Raw genomic sequence first — 22,005 nt, 5'->3', positions numbered from 1 at the left:
GGGGGCGGTTCGGGGGGCCGGGGCGGGGGGGGGGTGGGCGGGGGGGTGGAGCGGGTCGGCGCGGGGGCCGGGGGCGCCTTGGTGGTGGCGGAGGCGGACGGGCGGGGCTTCTTCGAGGGCTTCGGCGGCTTGGAGGGCTGGGCGGACTTCGTGGGCTTGGCCGGCTTGGCCGGCTTGGAGGGCGAGGCGGACGGGCTCGGGGAGGCGCTGGCCGACGGGGAGGCCGAGTGGGACGGCAGGGCGGCGGCGGGTGCGGCGGACTGGGTGCGCACCTCGTCGGCGCCCCCGTCCGGGGAGAGCAGCATGAAGCCGGTGACCCCGCCGCCGCCCACCAGCAGGGCCACCGCGCCGGCGGTCGCCGCGGTCCGGCGGCGGCGCGTACCGGCGTCGCGGCGGCGGTCCCGTCGGCCGCCGGATATCGACACCGTGCCGGCGTCAGCGGCCAGGGGTATCGGCTCGGTGCCGGGGCCGCCGTAAAGGGTCTCGGCACCGGGTCCGGGGTATGGGGTGGGGGTGGCGTGGGCCGCCGGGGCGAGGGAGCCGCCGCCGTTCCCGAGGGCGGTGAGCAGTCCGGCGGCGACCGGCAGCAGGCCGAGCCCGACCAGCAGGCCCTCGGCGGGGACCAGCCCGGACTGGTAGCCGGAGCAGACGGTGCAGTCCCGGGCGTGCCGAGCCAGCCGCTTGCGCCACAGCGCGGACGGGGCGCCGTCCCAGGCGCCGAGCTCGTCGTCCAGCAGCACGCAGCGGGGCATCGCGGCGAGCGCCCGGACCACCAGCCGGGCGGTCTCCAGCTGGGCCTTCATCCGCTGGACCCGTACGGCGGTGTGCTGGGTGGTCAGCTCCATGGCGTCCGCGACCTCGGCCCGGGTCAGCTCGCCGGCCGCCTCCAGCCACCACAGCGACAGCAGGGTGCGGTCGTCCGGGTCGAGCCAGCGGGTCGCCTCGGCGACCTCCCGGCGCTGCCCGGCGAGGCCGAGCCGGACGATGGTCAGGTCCACGAAGTCGGCGCCGGGGTCGGCCACGTCGTGGGCGGCGTCCCAGGGCTCACCGGCCGCGCGGCCGGGCCGGGCCGCCGCCTGGAGGTGGCCGCGTATCTGGTTCATGGTGATCGCCACCAGCCAGGAGCGGAAGCTCGCGGGGTCGCGCAGCGAGCCGAGCCCGGTCAGGGCGCGGATCATGGCCTCCTGCACCACGTCGTCCACGTCGGCGTGGCCGTTCAGGGCGCGTCCGACGATGTTGTAGACCAGCGGGAGGTGGTCGGCGACAAGCCGGTCCTGCGCCCACTCCTCGCCGGCCTGCGCCGCACTGACGACGGCTGCTTCCGCGGGCTTGCGTTCGTTGTCCACGATGCGACCACTCACTTCTCCCCGGGGGGGGGTTCCCGGTCCTGGATGTTCCGTCCTGCCGTAAGGGAGATACGGAAGCGGGCGCGGGAATAACAGAAAACGTCTCCGGCGCGCGGAAATTGTCACCGGAGGTGCGGCGGGCCGGGCCATCGGGGTCCGGACGCAGCTGGCAGATACGGAGAGCCCGCCGCGGCGTCCCGGCGCCCTGGACGCGGACGGAAAGGGCACTCAGGTTAGCCTCCCCTGACCAGGAGGGCCGGAGTGCTCCGGTCCTCCGTGTCCCCTGCCGCCGGAGTGATCCGCGCGGTCCGTACCGCCGGAGAGAAGCGCCGCCATGACTGCCATCAGCCCCGCCTCCCCCACCACCGCCGGCCCCTCGCGCCGCCGTCTGCTGGCGGGCGGTGGCGCGCTCGCGCTCGCTCCGCTGCTGGCGGCCTGCGGCGGCGGCGCGGAGGAGGAGTCCGACGGCCGGGGGGCGGAGGGCGGCGCCTGGTCGTTCCAGGACGACCGGGGCGTGACCGCCAAGGCGCCGCGGCGGCCGACGAACATCGTCGCCTATGTCTCCACCGCCGCGGCGCTGCACGACTACGGCGTCGAGGTGAAGGGGGTCTTCGGGCCCAGCGCGCCGGTGAAGGGCGAGCCCAACCCGCAGGCGGGCGGCCTGGACGTGGCCAAGCTGACCAGCGTGGGCCAGGCCTGGGGCGAGTTCAGCCTGGAGAAGTACGCGGCCCTCAAGCCGGAGCTGCTGATCAGCAACATGTTCCCGAAGCCGGGGCTGTGGTTCGTACCGGACGGCAGCAAGAAGAAGATCGAGGCGCTGGCGCCCACCGTCGGCATCGACATCGCGCGCACCTCGCTGCTGAACCCGCTGCGCCGCACCGCCGAACTGGCCGCCTCGCTCGGCGGCGACCTGGACTCCCGGCCGGTCAGGGACGCCAAGGCGCGGTTCGAGACGGCGGCCGACACCCTGCGGACCGCGGCCCGCGGCAACAAGGGGCTGAAGGTGATGGCGGTGACCGGCGACGCCGAGCAGTTCTATGTCGCGGTGCCCGACTCGTACAGCGACCTCAACTACGTCAAGGACCTGGGCGTGGAGTTCGTGGAGGGGAGGAAGTCCGACGAGTGGGGCTTCTGGGAGTTCCTGTCCTGGGAGAACGCCGACAAGTACCACGCCGACCTGATCATGGTGGACAACCGCTCGGCGTCGATGCCGGAGGAGGAGCTGGCCAAGCGGCCGACCTGGCAGCGGCTGCCCGCGGTCAAGGCCGGCCAGACCACGCCGTGGTCCATGGAGGAGCGTTTCAGCTACGCGGGCTGGGCGCCGGTGCTGGAGAAGCTGGCCGCCGCCGTCGAGGGGGCGCGCAGGCTGGCCTGACCGCCCTCACCTCACAAGGTGCGTGTGCGCAGGTCGTCGCCGGTCGGCGGACGACCGTCAGGGGGTCCTCTCCCGCCGCCCGGCGGCCGGAGAGGACCCCCTGATCGATCGGAATGACAGAGGGATTAACATATGAGCACTGCCTAGCTCGAAAGATGCTCTCCTGTGACTGTCAATGACGACTCGTTCACCAACTGGAAGAACCGCGAGGAGATCGCGGAGTCGATGATCCCGGTCATCGGGAAGCTGCACCGCGAGCGGGACGTGACCGTCCTCCTCCACAGCCGCTCCCTGGTGAACAAATCGGTGATCAGCATCCTGAAGACCCACCGCTTCGCCCGGCAGATCGCCGGCGAGGAGCTGTCGGTCACCGAGACGCTCCCCTTCCTCCAGGCGCTCACCACCCTCGACCTCGGTCCCTCGCAGATCGACATCGGCATGCTCGCCGCCACCTACCGGGCCGACGACCGGGGCCTGAGCGTGGCGGAGTTCACCGCCGAGGCGGTGGCCGGGGCCACCGGTCCCGAGAAGATCGAGCGCCGCGCGCCGCGCGATGTGGTCCTCTACGGCTTCGGCCGGATCGGCCGCCTGGTCGCCCGGCTGCTCATCGAGAAGTCCGGCTCCGGCAACGGGCTGCGGCTGCGCGCCATCGTGGTGCGCCGGGGCGGCGAGGCGGACATCGTCAAGCGCGCCTCGCTGCTGCGCCGCGACTCCATCCACGGCCAGTTCCAGGGCACCATCACCGTGGACGAGGCGAACAGCACGATCGTCGCCAACGGCAACGAGATCAAGGTGGTCTACGCGAGCGACCCCTCCGAGGTCGACTACACCGCGTACGGCATCAAGGACGCCATCCTCATCGACAACACGGGCCGCTGGCGGGACCGGGAGGGCCTCTCCCAGCACCTGCGCCCCGGTGTCGACAAGGTCGTCCTGACCGCTCCGGGCAAGGGCGACGTGCCCAACATCGTGCACGGCGTCAACCACGACACCATCAAGCCGGACGAGCAGATCCTGTCCTGCGCCTCCTGCACCACCAACGCGATCGTCCCGCCGCTGAAGGCGATGAACGACGAGTACGGGGTGCTGCGCGGCCACGTGGAGACCGTCCACTCGTTCACCAACGACCAGAACCTGCTGGACAACTACCACAAGGCCGACCGCCGGGGCCGCTCCGCGCCGCTCAACATGGTGATCACCGAGACCGGTGCCGCCTCCGCCGTCGCCAAGGCGCTGCCGGAGCTGAAGGCCCCGATCACCGGCAGCTCGATCCGGGTGCCCGTGCCGGACGTCTCGATCGCGATCCTCAGCCTGCGGCTGGGCCGGGAGACCACCCGCGAGGAGGTGCTCGACTACCTCCGCGAGGTGTCGCTGACCTCGCCGCTGAAGCGCCAGATCGACTTCACCACCGCCCCCGACGCGGTGTCGAGCGACTTCATCGGCTCGCGCAACGCCTCCATCGTGGACGCGGGCGCCACCAAGGTGGACGGCGACAACGCCATCCTCTACCTCTGGTACGACAACGAGTACGGCTACTCCTGCCAGGTGGTCCGGATCGTCCAGCACGTCTCCGGCGTGGAGTACCCGACCTACCCGGCGCCGGCGGTCTGACCGCCGCGTCCCCGGACGCGATCGCCCCGTGAGCGCGGGCGGGCCCCCACGGCCCGCCCGCGTTCTCGCGTGTACGGGGAGGAGGGCTCAGAGCCGGGGGTCGGCGACGGCCTCGACGTGCTCGGCCACCGCCACCAGCAGCACCCGGGTGCCGGGGGCCACGGCCCGCCAGCGGTGGCTGATGCCGCCGGTGAGGTAGAGGGTGTCACCGGGGCCGAGCCGGACGGTCCGCCCGTCGGCCTCCACCTCGGCGGCTCCGTCGGCGACGTACATCAGCTCGTCGTTGCGGTGCCGGAACTCCCGCTCCCCGTCGTGCTCGCCGGTGAACTCCAGAGCGTGCAGCTGGTGGTGGCCGCGGACCAGCGGACGCGCCCGGCCGCCGCCGTCCGCGGCCAGCCCGGTGTCGTCGGCCGCCCGGACCACGTCCATCCGGCGCGGGGTCTCGGCGGCGGCGAGCAGCTGCACCGCCGTGGTGGACAGCGCGTCGGCGACCCGCTGGAGCGAGCGCATGCTCGGCCGGGCCCGGTCGTTCTCTATCTGGCTGAGGAAGGGCACCGACAGCCCGGAGCGCTCCGCCACCTCGGCCAGGGTCAGATCCAGCGCGCGGCGCCGCCGGCGCACACCGGCCCCCACCCGCGGTCCCGCCGGCCCGTCCTCCGCCGCACCCATACGCCGCCGCCTCCCGCCGCTCGACCCGCCCGAGGGCCCGTTCCCGCACCCTAACCCGCCCGGACCTGCGGCCGAACGGTGTCATACGGCCGCCATACGCCCGCAACACAGCGCCGCTAGCGTCGTTCCCGCTCCACTCCATCAAAGAAACTTTGACAGAGGTAAGGGACTTCGATGACTTCGATGACTTCGACGACTCCGGCGACGCCGGTGCATCCGGTGGCTTCAGCACCCCCGCCTGCGTCGCGGACCGCCACCCCGGTGGACCAGAACAGCCGGCGGCGCCGCGGCACCGGGCTCATCGCGCTGGACCCCGCGGCGGCGTTCGACGGCTACACCCTCTACGCCCCGCTCACCGGCGGCGGGGAGGTGTATCTGATCGACCTGTACGGCGCGGTGGCGCACCAGTGGCGCTTCCCGTACCGCCCGGGCCGGCACGCCCGGCTGCTGGCCGACGGCCGGCTGGCGTACAACGGTGTGCTGCCGGACCAGCCCGCGCTCTTCCCGATGTGGCACAAGTACCGGGGCGGGGTGATGCTCCAGGCCGCCCCGGACGGCACCGTGCTGCGGGAGCACCGCGACCCGCTCCAGCATCATGACGCCCACCACCTGGACGACGGCCGCATCCTCTACACCGCGCTGGAGCCGCTGCGCGGTGCGGACGCGGACGCCGTACGGGGCGGGGTGGCCGGCTCGGAGGCGGCGGACGGCACGGTGTGGGCGGACACCATCACCGAGGTGGACGCGGAGGGCCGCACCACCTGGTCCTGGCGGGCCGCCGACCACCTGGACCGGGACGCCTACCCGCTGCACCCGGACTACGCGCGCGAGCACTGGCCGCTGGTCAACAGCGTCACCCCGCTCGCCGACGGGAACATCCTGGCCAGCCTGCGCAGTGTGTCCGCGGTCGTGGTGATCGACCGGGCGAGCGGCGAGGTGGTCTGGCGCACCGAGCCCGGCACCGTGTCCCAGCAGCACGCCCCGACCGAACTGCCCGGCGGCCGGCTGCTGGTCTTCGACAACGGCGTCTTCCGGCCCGGCTGCGATGTGCCCTACTCGCGGGTGGTGGAGATCGAGCGGCCCGGCGGGCGGGTGGTGTGGGAGTACCACGACCCGGCGCGCGAGTCCTTCTTCGCCCCCTTCATGGGCAGCGCCCAGCGGCTGCCCAACGGCAACACCCTGGTCACCGACTCGCCGTCGGGCCGGCTGTTCGAGGTGACCGCCGAGGGCTATCTGTGCTGGGAGTTCGTGGTCCCGCAGTTCGGGGCCTACCGCGAGTCGGAGGTCCGCTCGCTCTTCCCGGCCGAGCCGAACGCGGTGTTCCGCGCCTACCGCTACGGGGTCGAGGAACTGCCCTGGCTGACCGCCGGCGGCGAGCGGTGACCGGGGCCGCTCCCGCCGGGAAGACCCCCGCGGGGAAGACGCCGGGGAGGGAGGCGCCCGCCACCGCGGCCGAGCCGGCGGCGCCGGATCCGGTGGACGAGCGGCTGCCGGTGGCGCGGCTGGTGCCGCTGGCCGGGCAGCATGTGCTGGCGATGGTCGCCGCCCCGGTGTCCACCGCCTTCCTCACCGCCGACGCGCTGCGGCTGACCCCCGGTCAGACCGCCTCGCTGCTCAGCGTCACCCTGCTGCTCTGCGGCGCCGGGACCCTGCTCCAGTCGCTGGGACCCTGGCGGATCGGGGCCCGGCTGCCCTTCGTGATGCTGCCGGGCGGCGCGGCCACCGCCCTCTTCCTCCAGGTGGCCGCCGAGCACGGCCCGGCCACGGCGAGCGGCGCGGTGATCCTGGCGGCGCTGCTCCTGCTGGCCGTACTGCCGCTGTACGCGCGGGCGGTGCGGCTCTTCCCGCCGCTGGTGATGGGGGTGACCGTGCTGCTGATCGGCGTCTCCATGGTGCGGGTGGCCGCCGGGCTGGTCACCGGGGCGCCCGGCCGCCCCGCCGCGCCGTCCGCGCTGGCGCTCGCCGCCGTCACGGTGGGCTGCACCCTCGCCGCGTATCTGCTGCTGCGCGGGGTGTGGCGGCAGACCTCGATCCTGCTGGGGATGGCCGCGGGCACCCTGGTCGCGGTCGCCACCGGGCTCGGCGCGTTCGCCCCGCCGGGGGCCACCGACGCGGCGCTGCCGCGGCTCCTGCCGTACGGCGCACCGCACTTCGACCTGCTGGCCGCGCTGCCGCTGCTGATCTTCAGCCTCACCTCGCTGGCGGAGGCGACCGGCCAGACCGTGCTGAACAGCGAGACGGTGGGCCGCACCCCCGACCCGGGGCGGGACGTGCCCCGGGTGGCCCGGGCGGACGCGGTGGCCTCGCTGCTGGCCGGGGTGTTCGGCAGCGCGCCGCTGGTGACCAGCTCGGAGAACATCGGCATCAGCCGGCTCACCGGGGTGCGCAGCCGGTTCGTCACGGCGGGCGCCGGGGTGCTGCTGCTGGGCTGCGGGCTGCTCGCCCCGGTGTCGCGGTGGCTCGCGGGCATCCCGCCGGCCGTGGTGGGCGGCAGCGCCCTGGTGGTGTACGCGGTGATCGCCGTGCTGGGGGTGGGCATGCTGCGCCGGGTCGACCTGGACGACCGGGGCAACGCGATGGTGGCGGCCGTGGCGCTCGCGGCGGGGCTGCTGCCGGTGGTCTCCCCCGGGCTGTACGACGGTTTCCCCGGCTGGGTGCGGAGTGTGCTGGGCAGCGGGGTGGTGGCGGGCGCGCTCACCGCGGTGGTGCTGCACGGGCTGTACCGGCTCCTCACCCGCGCCCGGGAGGGCGAACGGCCCTGAGCGCCCGGCGGTTCAGCGGGCGGCGAGGCGCCACACCCGTTCCGCCCTCAGCGGTCCGCCGCGGGCCGGCAGGCTGCCGTGGTCCGCGGCCAGCGGGGCGAGCTGGGAGCCGTGGCAGAGCACGGCGGCCCGCTTGGCGGCCCACTGCCGGTCGTCGAGCACCAGCTCCTGATCCGACCCCGGCCCGGCCCGCGCGACGGTCCCGGCGGCCAAGAGGGCCCCAAGTCCGGCCCAAGAACGGGCAAGAGGACGCCTGTTGGCCGTCCACGGCGCTAACTTCCTCTCCGTGACCGGGACAAGGGAACACGACAGCGGTGCCGCGACCGGGTCCGGCGGCTCGCGCCGCGCCCTGCTCAGGTCCGCGCTGGCCGCGGGCGCCACGGCGGGCGGCGCCCTGGCGCTGGGCCGCTCCACCGCCTCCGCCGCACCCGAGGCGCCGCCGGGCGAAGCACCTCGGCCCTCGCCGTCCCCCGGGGAGCCGTCCGGGAAGCCGCGGCCCACCACCCCACGGCAGGCGCTCGCCGAGCTGACGGCCGGAAACCGGCGGTGGCGGGCCCTTCGGCAGCACCATCCGCATGAGGCCCGCGCGCTGCGGAGGGAACTGGTCGCCGGGCAGCATCCGTTCGCCATCGTGCTGGGCTGCGTCGACTCGCGGGTGCCACCTGAGCTGGTGTTCGACCAGGGCCTCGGCGATCTGCTCACCGTGCGTTCGGCGGGCGAGGTGCTGGACGAGGCGGTGCTCGGCAGCATCGCGTACGGCGCCCTGGAGCTCGGCATCCCGCTGATCGTGGTCCTCGGGCATGCCTCCTGCGGCGCCGTCGCCGCGGCCGTCGAGGCGGATGAGACCGGGGAGCGGCTGCCCGCGCACATCCAGTACCTGGCCGACCAGCTCCGCCCCGCGATCGACCACGCGCTCCCGGTGGAGCAGCGGGTGGACGCCGCCATCACCGCCAACGTCCGGCGGGTCCGCGCCAGGCTGGCCGCCGAGCCCGACCTCGCCGCCAGGATCCGCGAGGGGAGGCTCGCCGTCACCGGTGCCCGCTATGAGCTGGGCACCCAGCTCGTCCACCGCCTGGACTGATCCGCCGCCCCTCCCCCGCGCCGCTCAGGGCCCCGTCCCCCACCGGGACCGGGCCCTTGACGTGCTCCGCGCGGCGCCCGTAGCTTCTCCCCGTCCGATGATGACAGGAAACTTTCCTGACCATTGAGCGGCGGCGGGAGGCGGGGGGCATGGTCCAGGGCGTGGGTGGCGGGGTCCCCGGTACGCCGCGGGTGCTGCGGGCGATGAACGACCGGGCCGCGCTCGACCTGCTGCTGGAGCACGGACCCCTGTCCCGTACCCGAATCGGGGCGCTCACCGGGCTCTCCAAGCCGACCGCCTCCCAGGTGCTCGCCCGGCTGGAGGAGGCGGGGCTGGTCCGCGCCACCGGCACCAGCACCGGGCGGCCCGGGCCCGGCGCCCGGTTGTACGCGCTGGAGCCCGGCGCCGGGTACGCCGCCGGGCTCGATGTCACCGCGTCCCGTGTCCGCGCCGCGGTGGCCGATGTGACCGGGGCGGTGGTCGGCGCGTACGAGCTGCCCGCCACTTCCGAGGGAGCGGCGGAGGGGGCCGTCGCGCGGGTGACCCGGGCCCTGGACGAGGCGGTGGCGGCGGCCGGGCTCGGCCGGGCGGACGTCCGCCGGCTGGTGATCGGCACCCCCGGGGCGTTCGACCCGTCCACCGGGCGGCTGCGCTACGCCTCCCACCTCCCCGGCTGGCACTCCCCCACCCTGCTCCGGGAGGTGGCGGAGGCGCTGCCGATGCCGGTGGAGTACGACAACGACGTCAACCTGGTGGCGGTCGCCGAGCAGCGGGCCGGGATCGCGCGCGGCCAAGGGGACTTCGTGCTGCTGTGGAGCGCCGAGGGGCTGGGCGCCGCGCTGGTGCTGGGCGGGCGGCTGCACCGCGGTTTCACCGGCGGCGCCGGGGAGGTCGGCTTCCTGCCGGTGCCGGGGACGGAGCTGGTACGGGGGGTGGCGCAGGAGAACGGCGGTGGCTTCCAGCGGCTGGCCGGCGCGCAGACGCTGCCCGCGCTGGCCCGGCAGCTGGGAGTGCGGGAGGTGCCCGAGGGCCCGTATCCGGAGGTGGCCGCGGCGCTGCTGGCCCGGTCGGCCGAGGCGGACAGCGGCCCGTACCGCGAGCTGCGGGGGGTGTACGCCACCCGGCTGGCCACCGGTCTCGCCTCGCTGGTCGCCATCCTCGACCCGGCGCTGGTGGTCCTCGCGGGCGGGGCGGTCACCGCGGGCGGCGAGCCGCTGCGCGCACGAGTGGCCGCCGAGCTGGCCGAACTCGCGGCCGCGCGGCCCCGGCTGGTCATGGGCTCCGTCACAGACGATCCGGTGCTGCGCGGGGCACTGGAGTGCGCGCTGGCCGCCACCCGTGACGAGGTCTTCGACACCTCGCGGTAGGTACCGCGCGCGTTCGTCCCTCTGTTCGTGCACTCCTGGGAAGGGCTGAGCTGATGAAACTGGCGGTAGTGGGGGGCGGTTCGACCTACACGCCCGAACTGGTCGACGGTTTCGCGCGGTTGCGTGACACCCTGACGGTCAGCGAGCTGGTGCTGGTCGATCCGGCGGCCGAGCGGCTGGAGCTGGTCGGCGGGCTGGCCCGGCGGATCTTCGCCCGGCAGGGCCATCCGGGCCGGGTGGTCACCACCTCCGACCTGGACGCGGGCGTCGAGGGCGCGGACGCGGTGCTGCTGCAACTGCGGGTGGGCGGGCAGGCGGCCAGGCAGCAGGACGAGACCTGGCCGCTGGAGTGCGGCTGTGTGGGGCAGGAGACCACCGGGGCCGGCGGACTGGCCAAGGCGCTGCGCACCGTGCCGGTGGTGCTGGACATCGCCGAACGGGTCAGGAGGACCAGCCCGGACGCCTGGATCATCGACTTCACCAACCCGGTCGGCATCGTCACCCGGGCCCTGCTGAAGGCCGGTCACCGGGCGGTCGGGCTGTGCAATGTGGCGATCGGCTTCCAGCGGAAGTTCGCCGCGCTGCTGGGCACCTCGCCCGAGCGGGTCCATCTGGACCATGTGGGGCTCAACCATCTCAGCTGGGAGCTGGGGGTGCGGCTCGGCGGCCCGGACGGCGAGGACGTGCTGCCCCGGCTGCTCGCCGAGCACGGCGAGGCCGTCGCGGCGGATCTGCGGATGCCGCGCTCGCTGCTGGACCGGCTGGGCACCGTGCCCTCCTACTACCTGCGCTACTTCTACGCGCATGACGAGGTCGTCCGCGAGCTGGCCACCAAGCCGTCCCGGGCCGCGGAGGTGGCCGAGATGGAGCGGCGGCTGCTGGAGCTGTACGGCGATCCCGCGCTGGACGAGAAGCCGGAGCTGCTGGCCCGGCGCGGCGGGGCCTTCTACTCCGAGGCGGCCGTGGACCTGGCCGCCGCGCTGCTCGGGCCGCACCCCGGGACGCAGGTGGTGAACACGTACAACGAAGGCACCCTGCCGTTCCTCCCGGACGACGCGGTGGTGGAGGTGCAGGCCCGGGTGGACGCGGCCGGCGCCGCCCCGCTGCCCGCGCCGGTCCTCGACCCGCTGTACGCCGGGCTCGTCGCCCAGGTGACGGCGTATGAGGACCTGGCCCTGGAGGCGGCGCTGCACGGCGGCCGGGAGCGGGTGTTCCGTGCGCTGCTGGCGCATCCGCTGGTCGGGCAGTACGCGCTCGCCGACGGGCTCACCGACCGGCTGCTGGCGCACAACCGGGAGCATCTGGCATGGGCGTGAGCGCGGGGCCGGGAAACGGGGCCCGGGAAACGGGCAACGGGACGGGGGAAACGGACGGGGCGGTCGCGGGGCCGGGAAACGAGGGGAGGGAAACGGGCAACGAGGCCGGGAAACCAGGCGGGCCGGGCAACGAGGCCGGGGAAACAGGCAACGGGGCCAGGGAAACGGGGTCGTCCGGCACGGGGCCGGGCGGCGGGGCCGTGGTGCTGGCGGTCGACGCGGGCAACAGCAAGTCGGATGTGGCCGTGGTGGGCGTGGACGGCACGGTGCTCGGGCGGGCCCGGGGCGGCGGGTTCCAGCCGCCGGTGGTGGGGGTCGGGGCGGCGCTGGACGTGCTGGCGGCGCCGGTCGCGGAGGCGCTGGAGCGGGCCCGGGCCGCGGGGATGGGGTCGGGCCGGGTGGAGCTGGTGTCGGCGTGTCTGGCCAACGCCGACTTCCCGGCCGAGGAGGAGGCGCTCGGCGCGGCGATCGCGGAGCGCGGCTGGGGGCGTACGGCGGTGGTGCGCAATGACACCTTCGCGCTGCTGCGGGCCGGCGCCGAGGAGCCGCGGGGGGTGGCGGTGGTGTGCGGGGCGGGCATCAACTGCGTCGGGATGCTGCCGGACGGCCGTACCGCCCGCTTCCCCGCGATCGGCCGCATCTCCGGTGACTGGGGCGGCGGAGTGGGACTGGCCGAGGAGGCGATGTGGTGGGCGGCGCGGGCCGAGGACGGCCGCGGGGAGCCCACGGAGCTGGCCCGGGCGCTGCCCGCGCACTTCGGTCTGGACTCGATGTACGGGCTGATCGAGGACGTCCATCTGCGGCGGGTGCGCTCCGGCTGGCGGCATGAGCTGGCCCCGGTGCTGTTCGCGGTCGCGGCCGCCGGGGACGCGGTGGCGGCCGCCCTGGTGGAACGGCTGGCCGGGGAGGTGGCGGCGATGGCGCTGGTCGCCCTGGAGCGGCTGGGCCTGCTGGCCGAGGAGGTCCCGGTGGTGCTGGGCGGCAGTGTGCTGGCGGCCGGGCACACCGCGCTGGACGAGCGGGTGGCCGCTCTGCTCGCCGCCCGCGCCCCGAGGGCGGTGCCCCGGCTGGTGACGGCGCCCCCGGTGCTGGGCGCGGCGCTGCTCGCCCTGGACGGGGTGGGCGCCCCGGAGGCGGCCCGGGCCCGGCTGCGTACCGCCTACCGGGCGGCGACCGCGGGTGTCAGACCTGGGTGACCTCGACGTTCCGGTCGGTGAACCGGGTCACCAGTTCCTCGGGGACCTCCCGGTCGGTGACGATCCGGGAGATGTCGGCGGTGGGGCAGACCTGGGCGAAGGCGCGGCGGCCGAGCTTGGTGGAGTCCGCCACCACCACGACGTGCTCGGCGCGTTCGGCGATGGCCCGGTTCACCATGGCCTCGCCCTCGTCATGGCAGGCCGCCCCGAAGTCGGGGTGCACGGCGTTCACCCCGAGGATCACATAGTCCAGGGCCAGGTGCCGGAGGACGGCGTCGGCGAACGGCCCAGTGAGTTCGTAGGAGTTGGAGCGGGCCACTCCCCCGATGACCACTGTCTTGATGTGCGGCCGCACGGCGAGCTCGTTGGCGATGTTGATGGCGTTGGTGACGATGGTCAGCGCCTCGCCGGGGCCGTGCTCGCTCAGGTCGGCGCGTACGGCCAGTTCCCGGGCCACCTCGCTGGTGGTGGTGCCGCCGTTGAGGCCGACGATGGCGCCCGGCGGGATCGCCTCGGCCGCCGCCCGGGCGATCCGCTGCTTCTCGTCGGCACGGCGGGAGGTCTTGTAGCGCAGTGGCAGGTCGTAGGAGACGGCTCCGGCCACCGCGCCGCCCCGGGTACGGGTCAGCAGCTGCTGGCGGGCCAGCTCGTCCATGTCCCGGCGCACCGTGGCCGGGGAGGCGTCGAGACGGGCCGAGGCGTCGGTGACGGACAGCTGCCCTTCCTCGGCGAGCACCTCCAGCAGCCGGGTCCACCTCTCGTGCGCCTTCATGCCGTCTCTTTCCTGCCGTGCCCTTGTCGCCGACGTGCCGGACGTGTGCCGGTGTGTCCCCCCACGGTCCGGCGGCCGGCCGGAGCCGCGGGAAGGCCCGCGATGGGCCCCCTCCCGCACCATCTTCGCGTACGCCGGCCGCACGCCGGCCGGCGGTCCACGCGGCGGGCGGACGTCCCCGGGCGCGCGCGGGCGGTCGCGGTCAGGCGGTGGCGGCCGGCGCCGGGGGGACCTGGGTCGCCTGGGCCACGGCCTGGGCCAGCCGGGCCGCGGCGGCCGCCATCGCGGTGCGCCCGGCGTCCAGGTAGCGGCGGGGGTCGACCCCGTCGGGGTGCCGGTCGAGGTGCTCGCGTACGGCGGCGGTGAGCGCCACGTTGAGCGCGGTGCCGATGTTGACCTTGGCGATGCCCGCGCGGATGGCGCGGCCCAGTTCGCCGTCGGGCACCCCGGAGGAACCGTGCAGCACCAGCGGCACCTCCAGCGCGGCACGCAGCCCGGCCAGCAAGCCGTGGTCCAGCACCGCGTCCCGGGAGGTCATGGCGTGGGAGCTGCCGACGGCGACGGCCAGGGCGTCCACCCCGGTCTCGGCCACATACCGGACGGCCTCGGCCGGGTCGGTACGGGCGCCCGGGGCGTGCGCGTCCAGCGGCGGCCGCCCGTCCTTGCCACCGACCTCGCCCAGCTCCGCCTCCAGCCACAGGCCGTTGCGGTGCGCCCAGTCGGCGGCCCGGCGCGTGGCCTGGACATTGGCCGCGTACGGCAGCCGGGCCGCGTCGAACATCGCAGAGGAGAACCCGGCGTCCGCGGCCCGGTGCAGCAGCCCCTCGTCCGTGACATGGTCGAGGTGCAGGGCGGCCTCCACCTCGGACTGCTCGGCGCAGCGCGCGGCGGCCGCGGCGAGCGGCTCGGGGCGGCCGCCGTGGTAGGCGACGGCGTTCTCGCTGATCTGGAGGATCACCGGTCGGCCGGTGCCCCGTACGCCGTCGAGTACGGCCTCGACGTGTTCGAGGGTGATGACGTTGAACGCGACAACGGCCTCGCCGCGGGCGGCGGCACGGTCGACGAGTGCGCGGGTGGTGGTCAGCGGCACGGTGCGGTCCTTGGTCTCCTGGGGCCGGGGGGGCGGGTGCGGTCAGTCCTCGGCGAGCACGACCGAGCGGGTGAGGTTGCGCGGCTCGTCCGGGTCGAGGCCCAGGCTGGTGGCGAGGGCGGCGGCGAGGCGCTGGACGCGGACGAGTTCGGCGAGCGGGTCGAGGGCGCCGCCGATCCAGAGCGCGCCGGTGGCGGCCACGTCCTCGTCCAGCCCCTGCGGGGCGGGGCCGAGGGACCAGGTGGCGGTGGTGGGCGCGGCGATGCTGATCGGCCCGTGGCGGTACTCCATGGCGGGGTAGGACTCGGTCCAGGCGCGGGCGGCCTCCCGCATCTTCAGGGCGGCCTCATGGGCGAGGCCGACGGTCCAGCCCTGGCCGAGGAAGGTGAACTGGGCGCACTTCAGCAGGGCGGGGTCGAGGTCCTCGGCCAGCGCCCGGCGGGCGTCGGCCTCGATCCCGGTGGTGTGCAGGCCCAGGGTGGCGCGGAGGAAGGTGAGCGCGGTGGTGGCGAACCGGGTCTGCACCACCGAGCGTTCGTCGGCGAAGTCCAGCACCACGAGGTGGTCGGCGGCGGTGGCGACGGGGGTGTGCGGGTCGGCGGTGAGGGCGAGGGTGGGTACGGTGCCGCCGAGCCTGGCCAGCAGGGTGAGCACCTCGGTGGTGGTGCCGGAGCGGGTGAGGGCGACGACCCGGTCGTAGCGGCGTCCGGTGGGGAACTCGGAGGCGGGGAAGGCGTCGGTCTCGCCGAGGCCCGCGCCCTCGCGCAGCGCGGCGTACGCCTGGGCCATGTAGAGCGAGGTGCCGCAGCCGGCTACGGCGACGCGCTCGCCCGGCCGGGGCAGGCCGGCGGGCCGGGTGGCGGCGAGGGCGGCGGCCTCGTTCCAGCAGTGCGGCTGACTGGCGATCTCGGCGTCGATGTGCGGCACGCCTGTCTCCTCTGTGATCGATTGCTTCCCGATGCTCCATGGCGGGCTGGACGAAGCGTAATCGCTCACCATGGCGGCGGCCACAGTCCGGCCCGGACCGCCCCTCCCGGGTATCTACCCATCCGCCGTTCCGGATTCTCCGGCACGCGGACGGTTTCGCACCCTTCACCCTCCTGAGCGTTTCTGCTCGTTTCAGCGCCTTGTGAATCAACTATTGACACGAACTTGTCAGCTCCGACACAGTCGTGCGCGCCAACGGTCCTCCCCACCACGTCTGGAGCGATTCGTGATACCTGAACTCCCGGCCGTCCAGCGGCGTTCGGTCCTGGGGGGTGCGCTCGCCGGAGGTGCGCTCGCCCTCGGCATGGGGGCCGCCGCACCGGCGTCCGCCGCCTCACCCGCCGCCGTCACCGCGGCCGCGGCCCCGCGGCGCCGCCCCGGCCAGAAGTCCATGATCAATGTGGCGTACGCCCCGCACCGGACGGTCCGGGTCGCGGTGATCGGGCTGGGCAACCGGGGCGCCGGCATGGCCCCCGGCTGGGCCGCCGTCCCGGGCTGCCAGGTCACCGCTGTCTGCGACATCCGCGCCGACCGGGCCAAGCGGGTGGCCGACGCCCTGGTCAAGGCCGGCAGGCCCCGCCCCGCCGAGTACGGCGGCTCCGCCGACGCGTACGCCCGGATGCTGCGCCGGGACGACATCGACCTCGTCTACATCGCCACGCCCTGGGAGTTCCACCACGCCCAGGGCCGCGCGTCGCTGCTCGCGGGCAAGCACGTCATCGTCGAACTGCCCATCGCCACCGAGCTGGACGAGCTGTGGGACCTGGTGGACACCTCCGAGCGCACCCGCCGCCATCTGATGCTCGCCGAGAACTGCAACTACGGGCGCAACGAGCTGGCGATGCTGAAGATGGCGCACGAGGGCGTGTTCGGCGATGTCACCAACGGGCACGGCGGCTATCTGCACGACCTGCGCGAGCTGCTGTTCTCCGACACCTACTACACGGACGCCTGGCGCCGCCGCTGGCACACCCGCTCCACCGCCTCGTTCTATGCCATGCACGGGCTGGCGCCGATCGCCGCGGCGATGGACATCAACCGGGGCGACCGGCTGACGACGCTCAGCGCGACCGCCACCGCGCCCAAGGGGCTCGCCGACTACCGCGAGCGGTTCGTGCCCAGGGGGCACCCCTCCTGGAACGAGACCTATGTCAACGGCGACCTGGTCACCTGCATGATCGAGACGGCGAACGGCCGGGTGATCCGCGCCGAGCACGACGTCAGCTCGCCCCGCCCGTACAGCCGGATCAACACCCTGGCCGGCAGCCGGGGCATCTTCGAGGACTACGCGGGGACCTCCCCGACCGGTGCCCGGGTGTACTTCGAGCCGGACCACTCGGGCCACTCCTGGCGGGACTTCGCCCCGTACCGCAAGGAGTTCGACCACTGGCTGTGGCGGAAGCTCGCCGAGCAGGCGGAGGGCGGCGGCCACGGCGGGATGGACTACGTCCTCCAGTGGCGCACCGTCCAGCTGATGCGCGCGGGACTGGTGCCGGACATCGACGTGTACGACTCCGCCGCCTGGTGCGCGCCGGTGCCGCTGAGCGTGGAGTCCCTGGAGCGGAACGGCCGGCCGGTCGCGGTGCCCGACTTCACCCGGGGCTCCTGGGTGAACCTGCGGCCCGGGCTGGACTCGCGGGCCACCGAGATGCCGCCGGTCTGATCCCGTCCCCCCCTGCCTTCCCCGTACCGAGGAGTGAGTCGCTGATGCCGCTGTTCCCGAGTGCCCCCCGAAGAGCCCTGGCCGCGCTGGCCCTGGCAGTGGTGGCGCTGACCGCACCGGTCGGCGCCGCGACCGCGGCCCCGTCGGCGGCCGGTGCGGCGCCCGCGCCCGCGCGGGCCGCCGAGCCCACCCGGGTGGCGGTCTCGGCCGTCGACCTGGACGGCCCGGCCGTCTCCGAGGTGAAGGTCACCGTCACCAACACCGGCCCGGACCGGATGCGCGGGCTGAAGGTCTCCTTCCGGGGCCCGGCCGGCTGGGCCGTCCAGCCCTCGGTGGCGGCGGTGCCGGAGGCGGTACGGCCGGGCGCCTCCGCCACCGCGGCCTTCCGGATCCAGGTCCCGGAGCGCCGGCCCGGGTTCACCCTGCGGACCTTCACCGCCACCGCCACCTACCAGGGCGGCGACGGCCGCGGCAGCGCGACCGGCAGCCGGGTGGAGCGCTCCGGGCCGGTGCTGGCCCGGCTCTCCGACGCGTACGACAACGTGGGCGCCACCGACGAGGGGAACACCGCCCCCGGCGACTTCGACGGCGAGGGCAACAGCTTCTCCACGCAGAAGCTGGCCGCGGCGGGGCTGGCACCCGGCGCGCCGGTCACCGCGCTGGGCGCCTCGCTCAGCTGGCCGGCCGCCGCACCCGGGACGAAGAACAACGCCTCCGCCAAGGGGCAGGCCGTCCAGCTGTCCGGCCAGGGTAAGCGGCTGGTGTTCCTGGGCTCCGGCGCCGGTCTGGGCGCCACCGGGACGGCCACGGTGATCTACACCGACGGCACCAGCACCAGCGGCGCCATCGGCTTCCCCAACTGGTCCTTCCAGGAGGCCACCGCGCACGGGGCGACCCTGGTGGCGTCCACCGACGGCCGCAACCGCCCCGACGGCTACGGCAACGCCGGGACCGCGTACCGGGTCTTCGCCCACTCCGTGGAGCTGGACCCGGCCAAGCGGGTCGAGCTGGTCGTGCTGCCCGCCAACGGGTCCGTCCGCCTCTTCGACCTGGCGATCGCCCCGTAACGGCGCGCCGCAGGCCCCCGCCCCGCTGGGTGGCATGATCCAGCTCACATCGCCCGGGTGTCACAGCCCGGCGGGGCGGGGCGTCCTGTGGGTGGGACGTCCGGGTCGAGGAGTCGGGAGGCGGCGGTCATGGACCAGGAAGCAGCGGGTGGCACGGCGGACGGGGGCGGTCGTGCGGATCCCGCCACCGAGGCGTTCGTCGCCCACCGCAGTCTGCTGTTCACGGTGGCCTACGAGATCCTGGGCTCGGCGGCCGACGCGGAGGACGTCCTCCAGGAGACCTGGCTGCGCTGGGCCGGGGTCGACTTCGCGGAGGTGCGCGAGCCGCGCGCCTATCTGATCCGGATCACCACCCGCCAGGCCCTCACCCGGCTGCGTACGCTCGCCCGGCGCAAGGAGTCGTATGTGGGGCCGTGGCTGCCCGAGCCGCTGCTGACGGCGCCGGACGTGGCCGAGGACGCCGAGCTCGCCGAGAGCCTGTCGATGGCGATGCTGCTGGTCCTGGAGACCCTGCCGCCGACCGAGCGGGCGGTGTTCGTGCTGCGCGAGGTGTTCGCCCTCGGCCATGAGGAGATCGCCGAGGCCGTCGGCAAGAGCCCGGTGGCCGTCCGCCAGATCGCCCACCGGGCGCGCGCCCATGTCGCCGCGCGCCGGCCGCGCGCGGCCGTCTCCCCGGCCGAGACCCGGGCCGTGCTGGGAGCGTTCCGGCAGGCGGTCGAGACCGGCGACCTGCAAGGGCTGTTCGACATCCTGGCGCCGGACGTGGTGGCGCTGACAGACGGCGGCGGGCTCCGCCAGGCCGCGCTGCGCCCGCTGGTGGGGCCGGACAAGGTGGTCCGCTGGCTGGCCGGGGTGCTGCGCAGGACGGACGAGGAGGTGTCGCTGGAGCCGGCGCAGATCAACGGCTGCCCGGCGCTGCTCGTCCGCCTCGACGGGGAGCTCGACAGTGTGGTGGCGGTCCGGATCGAGGACGGCCGGGTCACCGGGGTCTACGCGGTGCGCAACCCCGACAAGCTGTCACGGGTGGCGCGGGAGACACCCGTGGGCCGCTGACGACCGGGGTCACCGGGCCGGCCCGCCCTGCTGCTCCTCCTCGGCGTGGCGGGCCAGCCCCTCCGCCATGCCCCGCATGAACCTCCGCAGGTAGCGCGGCAGGAAGAGGCCCGTCAGCCGGCCGGTCCGGTAGGTGCCGTACCAGTGGATGACCGTGCCGGAGCCCGGGGTCGGCGTCAGCTCGACGCGCGCCCGGTAGTCGCGCATCGACGGGTTGAAGGCGCCCTCGTAGGCCAGGAGGGGCCCCTCGGCCTTCTCCGTCAGCCGCTCCCCGGTCACGGTGCGTCCCGTCCGGAAGGCCCGGACGGCGCCGACGCCGTCGTCGCCGCCCGGGTCCAGGCCGACCGACCGTGCCGGGTCCAGGCTGTCCACCCGGGACCACAGCGGCCAGCTGCGGGCGTCGACCAGCAGCTTCCAGACGGTCTCCGGCGAGGCGGTGGTGGTCACGGTGATGTCGTACGTGTGCATGGCGGCGGGCTCCTGTTCGGGTGGGCGGGCGGCGTCCTCGGCCAGGGAGACGTGCTCTTGGCGGCAGCGGTCACACACCGCCCCGGTGGCGCGGTCAGCCTCCGAGGAAACGCAGCAGTTCGGCGGTGACGAACCGGGGGTTCTCCTCGACGAGCCAGTGCCCGGCGCCCGGCACGTCCACCGCCCGCTCGATGCGGGGCATCCGCGGGGCCACGGTGGACCGGATGGCGTCGAGTTGCCCCTGAGCGGTCATCAGCAGGACCGGGTCCCGGACCGGTGCCGCCGCCACGGTGTCCCGGACGTCCTGGTCGAGGGCGCGGTAGAGCCCGAAGCCGCCCGACAGGGCCGCGGGCCGGCGGTAGGTCCGGGCGTACTCGTCGATCTCGGCGCCGGTGAACGGGGAGCGGTCGGAGGTGCCGCCGAACGCCGCGCCGCCGAAGGCGACCTGGGGGTAGAACAGCGCCAGATACGCGCGGACGTCGTCGCCGACGACCGCCTCGGGGATCCGCCGCTGGGAGTGGAAGGCGATATGCCAGCTCAGTGCGCGGTAGCTGGGCGCGTCGATCGCGGGCCCGGGCAGCGGCAGGTCGAGGTAGCCGAGGCGGGCGGTGTCGCCGGGGAAGCGGCTGGCGTACTGGAAGGCCACCGCGGCGCCGAAGTCGTGCCCGACGACGGCGGCGTCGTCCACCCCGAGCCGGTCGGCGATCAGCGTGTGGACGTACCGCGCCAGCGTGGCCTTGTCGTAGCCGGTCGGTGTGCCGGTGCTGTCCCCCAGTCCGGGGAGGTCGACGGCGTAGACCGTGTGGTGCTCGGCGAGTTCCGGCATGATCGGCCACCAGCCGTACCAGGTCTGCGGCCAGCCGTGGATCAGCACCACGGGCGGGCCGCTGCCGCCGGTCACATAGTGCATCCGGACACCGTCGACCTCGGCGAACTCGTGCCGGAAGGTCCGGGTGAACCGGGAGTCTTCGTGGGTGGCGGCGGCATGGGCGGGCACCTCGTCGCCCGCTGCCGGTGGGGAGCAGGCCGCGCCGGCGAGCATCAGCAGCAGGGCGAGCAACACGGCCGCCGCCGGGTGCGCGGAGCGCGGCAGGCGGTGGGCCAACGGCCGGGGCGGGGTGGGCGGGTGCGTCGGTGGACTCATCGGGGCTCCTTGTCTCGGACGCGCCCAGCCTTGCCGCCTCCGCCATCCGCTGGCACGGCACCTTGCCGAACCGGCAAAGCGGCCCAGGCCGTTGCACCGCCCGCCCGGCGCGCCCTACCGGTCCCGGGTCTCGCGGGCGGTAGGTGGCGACGGCGCCGGTGCCGGCGCTCGGGGTGCGGACCAGCGCGCCGGACGAGCCCAGTCCCCCGAGGGCGGCCGCCGCGGCGAGGGTGATCGCCTTGCCATGGCCGCGACAGCGGTGGTCCCGGTGCACGCCCATCGGTTCGAGCAGCCCGACTCTGCCCGGTCCGGCCGACCACACCGTCACCGCCGCCACCGCTCGCCCCGCTCCTCGTATCCGAGCAGGGACCGGGCGTCGGCGAACGGCGCCCCGGCGGCCATCGCCTGCCAACGCTCGCCGGTGAAGGCCGATCCGTCGAACGCCGCCCGGTGGGCGGCCGCGTACCGGTGCGCCTGCTCCGGGCCCACCACCTCGATCCGCGGCGCCGGTTCCTCGACCGGCCCGGCGAGGTCGCGGCGCAGCGGTGTCCAGGGCCCGCCGGTGCCTAAGCCTGCCCGGCCCGGCACCTCCCGCACCAGGGGGCGTCCGCCGGTGCCTCGACATCCGCCCGGCCCTCGGGCAGCACTCCGCGCCCCAAGTCTCCGATGTCCTCGTCCCGCCGGGCGTCGGGGGCGACCGTCGGCCGCAGCAGCCGGGGGCCGTTCAGCAGCCCGACGGCCAGGATCCGTCCGTCCTGGCTTCAGGTCCGGACCGCCGCGGCGGCCTCCTCCGGGCCCGCTCGCCGGAACCAGCCCGGGTCCCCCGGGTGCAGCTGCGTCGGCGCCTCATCGTCCTGCCACTCCCCGAGTACGCGCACGGCCGCGCCCGGCCCGTCGTCCCCCGGTGCGCCCCATGTCACCGCCACGCCCCGAGGCCACACCACCGCGCCGCCGGTCCGCACCCGGTTTCCCCGGGCCGGGACGGACGCGGCGGCACGGGGCGGGGAGGCCACCGGGGACATGGACCGGCAGGACTGC

The 22,005-nt window shown here is 74.9% G+C and carries 19 protein-coding genes and 1 pseudogene; 11 read left to right on the top strand and 9 right to left on the bottom strand.

Annotated features, from left to right (window positions below):
• Positions 1–1,361: RNA polymerase sigma factor (locus M1O15_RS10440; RefSeq protein WP_248633094.1), on the bottom strand; the 1,361-nt coding region annotated here is incomplete at its 3' end.
• 319 nt (positions 1,362–1,680) lie between these two features.
• Between M1O15_RS10440 and M1O15_RS10435 the strand changes: the two genes are divergently transcribed.
• Positions 1,681–2,721, top strand: a complete 1,041-nt coding sequence (locus tag M1O15_RS10435; protein WP_248633092.1) for an ABC transporter substrate-binding protein — start codon at positions 1,681–1,683, stop codon at positions 2,719–2,721.
• 165 nt (positions 2,722–2,886) lie between these two features.
• Entirely contained in the window at positions 2,887–4,332 is a 1,446-nt protein-coding gene (locus M1O15_RS10430) for a glyceraldehyde-3-phosphate dehydrogenase (protein WP_248633090.1), read from the top strand.
• A gap of 87 nt (positions 4,333–4,419) precedes the next feature.
• On the opposite strand, the gene M1O15_RS10425 is transcribed toward M1O15_RS10430, so the two are convergent.
• Positions 4,420–5,001, bottom strand: coding sequence for a helix-turn-helix domain-containing protein (locus M1O15_RS10425; protein ID WP_248633085.1), 582 nt, complete (start codon positions 4,999–5,001; stop codon positions 4,420–4,422).
• A 261-nt stretch (positions 5,002–5,262) separates the two neighbouring features.
• Between M1O15_RS10425 and M1O15_RS10420 the strand changes: the two genes are divergently transcribed.
• Both M1O15_RS10420 and M1O15_RS10415 read left to right on the top strand, forming a co-directional pair.
• Positions 5,263–6,384: an aryl-sulfate sulfotransferase gene (locus M1O15_RS10420; protein ID WP_248633083.1), complete on the top strand. Its 1,122-nt coding sequence runs from the start codon at positions 5,263–5,265 to the stop codon at positions 6,382–6,384.
• Positions 6,381–7,763: a uracil-xanthine permease family protein gene (locus tag M1O15_RS10415; RefSeq protein WP_248633082.1), complete on the top strand. Its 1,383-nt coding sequence runs from the start codon at positions 6,381–6,383 to the stop codon at positions 7,761–7,763. The genes M1O15_RS10420 and M1O15_RS10415 overlap by 4 nt, the downstream gene beginning before the upstream one ends.
• 12 nt (positions 7,764–7,775) lie before the next feature.
• Here the strand turns inward: M1O15_RS10415 and M1O15_RS10410 are convergent, their stop codons facing one another.
• A complete protein-coding gene (locus tag M1O15_RS10410; protein ID WP_248633081.1) occupies positions 7,776–7,925 on the bottom strand; it encodes a hypothetical protein in 150 nt (49 codons plus the stop codon).
• Positions 7,926–8,049: 124 nt separating this feature from the next.
• Between M1O15_RS10410 and M1O15_RS10405 the strand changes: the two genes are divergently transcribed.
• The 4 genes from M1O15_RS10405 to M1O15_RS10390 all read left to right on the top strand — a co-directional run bounded on the left by M1O15_RS10405 (position 8,050) and on the right by M1O15_RS10390 (position 12,723).
• The gene (locus tag M1O15_RS10405; protein WP_248633080.1) at positions 8,050–8,844 is read left to right on the top strand and encodes a carbonic anhydrase; all 795 of its coding nucleotides are present in this window, start codon (positions 8,050–8,052) and stop codon (positions 8,842–8,844) included.
• 149 nt (positions 8,845–8,993) lie between these two features.
• Positions 8,994–10,211 (top strand): ROK family transcriptional regulator, encoded by a 1,218-nt coding sequence (locus tag M1O15_RS10400; RefSeq protein WP_248633079.1) that lies wholly within the window; start codon positions 8,994–8,996, stop codon positions 10,209–10,211.
• A gap of 53 nt (positions 10,212–10,264) precedes the next feature.
• Positions 10,265–11,527, top strand: a complete 1,263-nt coding sequence (locus M1O15_RS10395; protein ID WP_248633078.1) for a 6-phospho-beta-glucosidase — start codon at positions 10,265–10,267, stop codon at positions 11,525–11,527.
• A 203-nt stretch (positions 11,528–11,730) separates the two neighbouring features.
• A complete protein-coding gene (locus M1O15_RS10390; protein ID WP_248633130.1) occupies positions 11,731–12,723 on the top strand; it encodes an N-acetylglucosamine kinase in 993 nt (330 codons plus the stop codon).
• Here M1O15_RS10390 and M1O15_RS10385 read toward each other — a convergent pair.
• From M1O15_RS10385 to M1O15_RS10375, 3 genes are all read right to left on the bottom strand, one after another.
• Entirely contained in the window at positions 12,710–13,495 is a 786-nt protein-coding gene (locus tag M1O15_RS10385; protein WP_248633077.1) for a DeoR/GlpR family DNA-binding transcription regulator, read from the bottom strand. The genes M1O15_RS10390 and M1O15_RS10385 overlap by 14 nt on opposite strands.
• A gap of 202 nt (positions 13,496–13,697) precedes the next feature.
• A complete protein-coding gene (locus M1O15_RS10380) occupies positions 13,698–14,585 on the bottom strand; it encodes a class II fructose-bisphosphate aldolase (RefSeq protein WP_248633075.1) in 888 nt (295 codons plus the stop codon).
• 42 nt (positions 14,586–14,627) lie between these two features.
• Positions 14,628–15,512, bottom strand: coding sequence for an SIS domain-containing protein (locus tag M1O15_RS10375; RefSeq protein ID WP_248633073.1), 885 nt, complete (start codon positions 15,510–15,512; stop codon positions 14,628–14,630).
• 289 nt (positions 15,513–15,801) lie between these two features.
• Between M1O15_RS10375 and M1O15_RS10370 the strand changes: the two genes are divergently transcribed.
• The 3 genes from M1O15_RS10370 (at position 15,802) to M1O15_RS10360 (ending at position 19,355) form a co-directional block, all read left to right on the top strand.
• A complete protein-coding gene (locus M1O15_RS10370) occupies positions 15,802–17,235 on the top strand; it encodes a Gfo/Idh/MocA family protein (RefSeq protein WP_248633128.1) in 1,434 nt (477 codons plus the stop codon).
• Between the two features lie 44 nt (positions 17,236–17,279).
• Entirely contained in the window at positions 17,280–18,302 is a 1,023-nt protein-coding gene (locus M1O15_RS10365) for an NEW3 domain-containing protein (RefSeq protein WP_248633071.1), read from the top strand.
• Between the two features lie 129 nt (positions 18,303–18,431).
• Positions 18,432–19,355: an RNA polymerase sigma-70 factor gene (locus tag M1O15_RS10360; protein ID WP_248633069.1), complete on the top strand. Its 924-nt coding sequence runs from the start codon at positions 18,432–18,434 to the stop codon at positions 19,353–19,355.
• Positions 19,356–19,364: 9 nt separating this feature from the next.
• Here M1O15_RS10360 and M1O15_RS10355 read toward each other — a convergent pair whose 3' ends face one another.
• The 3 genes and pseudogenes from M1O15_RS10355 to M1O15_RS10345 all read right to left on the bottom strand — a co-directional run.
• The gene (locus M1O15_RS10355) at positions 19,365–19,823 is read right to left on the bottom strand and encodes an SRPBCC family protein (protein ID WP_248633066.1); all 459 of its coding nucleotides are present in this window, start codon (positions 19,821–19,823) and stop codon (positions 19,365–19,367) included.
• A gap of 94 nt (positions 19,824–19,917) precedes the next feature.
• Complete coding sequence (locus M1O15_RS10350; protein WP_248633064.1) at positions 19,918–20,967, bottom strand: alpha/beta fold hydrolase; 1,050 nt, start codon at positions 20,965–20,967, stop codon at positions 19,918–19,920.
• 136 nt (positions 20,968–21,103) lie between these two features.
• A pseudogene (locus M1O15_RS10345) lies at positions 21,104–21,893 on the bottom strand (GNAT family N-acetyltransferase); the annotation flags it as partial.
• Positions 21,894–22,005: the final 112 nt, after the last annotated feature.

Source organism: Streptomyces lichenis (assembly GCF_023218175.1).
Classification (GTDB): Bacteria; Actinomycetota; Actinomycetes; order Streptomycetales; family Streptomycetaceae; genus Streptomyces; species Streptomyces lichenis.
Note: the sequence above shows the minus strand (reverse complement) of the source record. Positions and strands in the feature narration are given on the sequence as shown.

Excerpts from the sequence above, each read along its gene's own strand:
- M1O15_RS10435 (WP_248633092.1), top strand. The coding sequence starts at position 1,681 with ATGACTGCCATCAGCCCCGCCTCCCCCACCACCGCCGGCCCCTCGCGC.
- M1O15_RS10425 (WP_248633085.1), bottom strand. The coding sequence starts at position 5,001 with ATGGGTGCGGCGGAGGACGGGCCGGCGGGACCGCGGGTGGGGGCCGGT.
- M1O15_RS10400 (WP_248633079.1), top strand. The coding sequence starts at position 8,994 with ATGGTCCAGGGCGTGGGTGGCGGGGTCCCCGGTACGCCGCGGGTGCTG.
- M1O15_RS10395 (WP_248633078.1), top strand. The coding sequence starts at position 10,265 with ATGAAACTGGCGGTAGTGGGGGGCGGTTCGACCTACACGCCCGAACTG.
- M1O15_RS10385 (WP_248633077.1), bottom strand. The coding sequence starts at position 13,495 with ATGAAGGCGCACGAGAGGTGGACCCGGCTGCTGGAGGTGCTCGCCGAG.
- M1O15_RS10365 (WP_248633071.1), top strand. The coding sequence starts at position 17,280 with ATGCCGCTGTTCCCGAGTGCCCCCCGAAGAGCCCTGGCCGCGCTGGCC.
- M1O15_RS10360 (WP_248633069.1), top strand. The coding sequence starts at position 18,432 with ATGGACCAGGAAGCAGCGGGTGGCACGGCGGACGGGGGCGGTCGTGCG.
- M1O15_RS10355 (WP_248633066.1), bottom strand. The coding sequence starts at position 19,823 with ATGCACACGTACGACATCACCGTGACCACCACCGCCTCGCCGGAGACC.
- M1O15_RS10350 (WP_248633064.1), bottom strand. The coding sequence starts at position 20,967 with ATGAGTCCACCGACGCACCCGCCCACCCCGCCCCGGCCGTTGGCCCAC.